The organism is Synechococcus sp. OH2 (assembly GCF_047462155.1).
Classification (GTDB): domain Bacteria; phylum Cyanobacteriota; class Cyanobacteriia; order Thermostichales; family Thermostichaceae; genus Thermostichus.
This window is the reverse complement of record NZ_JANSIR010000095.1, coordinates 130046-132890: the sequence shown is the minus strand read 5'-3', so window position 1 is coordinate 132890 and position 2845 is coordinate 130046. Positions and strand designations below refer to the sequence as shown.

Below are 2845 nucleotides of genomic sequence, written 5' to 3'. Positions count from 1 at the left end.
GACGCAACCGCTGCACCAGCAGTTCGTGTAGCTTGGCACTGGTCAGGGGTCGCTCGAGGCGTCCGCCTTCTGCCAGTGAGATGGATCCCGTCTCCTCTGAGACCACAATACACAAGCAATTGGCCTGTTCTGTGATCCCCATCGCCGCCCGGTGCCTCGTGCCTAGTTGGCGAGAGGCAGTTCGCTCCGAAACCGGCAGGATCACCCCTGCCGCGCGAATCCGATCCCGATGGATAATTACAGCCCCATCGTGCAGGAGCGTCGAGGTCTGGAAGATCGTCTGTAAGAGCTCCCGCGATACCCGCGCCTGCAAAGGAACTCCTTTATCGGTGAACACCCGCGAGTCGATTGGCTGATCTGGCTCGATCACAATCAGCGCCCCTGTCCGATTTTGAGAGAGTTCTCGCACCGCCTGCACCACCTCCTCCACCAACTCTTCCTCTGGGTCGTCCTCGTCGTTGCCTTCTGGATCTACCCACTCTATGCGGATGGCTTTTGCCAGTTGCTCCAAGAGCCGCCGAAACTCCGGCTGAAAGAGTACCCCCATCGCTATAGCCGCAGCAAGGAGCAGGCGATCCAAAATCAGGTGCACCAGTGGCAGCGAGGCTGTGGCCAGATACAGCACCAGGAGCACCATAAATCCCCGCACCAGCACCCCGGCCCGGCTCTCGCGGGTGTAATAGAGGGCCAAAGCCAATAGCAAGACGGCCAGAGCCCAGTCCAACAGGCTGAGAACGTTAAATTGCTGTAGCCAAGCCCATAAGGCCGCCAGCATGCCGAAAAACCCCGTTCACGCTCCCCTCGTTGCGGACCCTTTGCCTACGCCATCCTGCGCCCCAGAACCTTTTGGTTCCGGAACCCCTGTTGGACTGCGGCCCCCTGACCAGCCTACCACTCACCTCCTACCTGTCTTCCAGTCTTTCCTGCCCGAGAGCCAGCGGGGTCACTGCTGCAGAAAAAACCAAGCCCCCCTCAACAGCAACGGTTACAGGCAGCCATCTCTTCCCTTCACCGTTGCAAGCGCTCCGGTAAGATGTCCTGACGGATCAAATCCGCATAAGTTTCCCGCCGCAGGATCAACTGGGCCTCACCCTGGTTGACCAGCACCGCCGCTGGCCGAGGGAAGCGGTTGTAATTGGAGGCCATGCTGTAGTTGTAGGCCCCGGTGGCCAACACAACTAGGACGTCGCCAGGCGCTGGGTTGGGCAAAAGCACATCTTTCAAGAGCACATCCCCCGACTCGCAGTGTTTGCCGGCCACTGTTACCCGCTGGGTGGCCTCGGCTTCAGGGCGGTTGGCCAAGAGGGCAGTGTAGCGGGCCCCATAGGTGATAGGACGGGGGTTGTCGGACATGCCGCCGTCGATGGTGACGTAGAGGCGGCCTTCGGGAAGGTCTTCGCTGGGCGGGATCCGTTTTTGCCCCCCCAGGGTATAAGCGGTAACAGCAGCCGGGCCAATCACGGATCGTCCAGGCTCGCAGAGCACCTTGGGCAGGGGGAGCCCGGCGGCGGTGAAACTCTGCCGCACGGCAGTGGCTACCGCTTCCACCCACTCTGGGATGGACGGGGGATCGTCGGATTCGACATAGCGGATCCCCAGGCCGCCGCCCACATTGAGCTCCTGGAGGGGCAGGCCTCTGTCTAACCCTTGCCGCCAGATCTGAGCCAGTACCCCCGCCAGGTCGCGGTGTCCTTGCAGATCAAAAATCTGAGATCCAATGTGGGCGTGGAGCCCGACGCAGTGCAGTTGGGGATGGGCTGCCAGAAAATCAAACACCTCCGGCAGTTGCCACTGGCCAATGCCGAATTTGCTGTCGGTTTGGCCGGTGCGGATGTACTCATGGGTGTGGACGTCAATGCCGGGGTTAACCCGCACCAATAAGCGGGCGGGTCGTTCAGGGGTGACCAGAGCAGCTACCTGCTGCAGCTCGTAGAGGCTATCCGCCACCAGGGTGCAGCCCACCTCCAGGGCCATGGCCAGCTCCTCTGCCGACTTGGCGTTGCCGTGCAGGTAGAGCTCCTCACCCCTGGCCCCTGCTTGCAGGGCAGTGTACAGCTCGCCGCCGGAGGCCACGTCTAGCCCCAGCCCTTCTTGCAGCGCCAAAGCACAGATGGCCAAGCAGTTCCAGGCTTTCGTGGCATACAAGACTTGGGATTGTCCAGGGTAGCAGCGGGCCCAGGTGTCGCGATAGAGGCGGCAGGCCTGCCGCAGGGTCCATTCGTCCAGGATGTAGAGGGGGGAGCCAAACTGACGTACCAACTCCACCACGTCACAGCCGCCAATCTCCAGGTGGCCCTGGCTGTTGACGCGGCTGGTTAACGGCTGCAGCGACTGGTTGGGAGAAACGGATTTGACAGAAGGGGGCGTGCCGAGGGTTGAAACCATAGTCGCAAGCTAGAAGACTGTCTTCCACCCTACCAAGTTTTCTCTCCAGTTTGGCCGGGGAGAGATCCCCTCAACCCCCCAGAGGTTGCTCCTGGGCATTTACATCCTTTTTTCTGCTACTATAGGGAACCAGCGTCTGTGGGTCGATGCCCGAGTGGTTAAAGGGGGCGGACTGTAAATCCGCTGGCTTACGCCTACGTTGGTTCGAATCCAACTCGGCCCACCATGCCGCCCACGTAGCTCAGTGGCAGAGCACCCCCTTGGTAAGGGGGAGGTCACGAGTTCAATCCTCGTCGTGGGCTTAGGCGCAAACTTCCAGCTCTGCAGGTTGGGGTTTCCCTTCCCCTGCCCTGACAATCTCGCCGCTAAGAGAGAAAGCCCGCGTAGCAGTGATGCGCACTGGCACCAGGGATCCCTGCAATTGCTCGGGATCGCCGTCGAAGAAGACGATGCGGTTGCC

3 protein-coding genes and 2 tRNA genes are annotated in these 2845 nt (G+C 61.0%); 2 read left to right on the top strand and 3 right to left on the bottom strand.

The features are described 5' to 3' along the window. Window positions 1-775, bottom strand: a 775-nt coding sequence (gene cdaA, locus NW835_RS09105) for a diadenylate cyclase CdaA (RefSeq protein WP_414415109.1), incomplete at its 3' end; no start/stop codon positions are given. A 233-nt stretch (window positions 776-1008) separates the two neighbouring features. Next, entirely contained in the window at window positions 1009-2385 is a 1377-nt protein-coding gene (gene lysA / locus NW835_RS09100; RefSeq protein WP_414415108.1) for a diaminopimelate decarboxylase, read from the bottom strand. A 140-nt stretch (window positions 2386-2525) separates the two neighbouring features. Between lysA and NW835_RS09095 the strand changes: the two genes are divergently transcribed. Next, a tRNA-Tyr gene (locus tag NW835_RS09095) sits at window positions 2526-2611 on the top strand. Between the two features lie 4 nt (window positions 2612-2615). Next, window positions 2616-2687: transfer RNA gene (locus tag NW835_RS09090), tRNA-Thr, on the top strand. Here NW835_RS09090 and NW835_RS09085 read toward each other — a convergent pair. Next, on the bottom strand, window positions 2687-2845 hold a 159-nt coding region (locus tag NW835_RS09085; RefSeq protein ID WP_414415163.1), incomplete at its 5' end, for a TRAM domain-containing protein. The two genes, NW835_RS09090 and NW835_RS09085, sit on opposite strands and share 1 nt — an antisense overlap.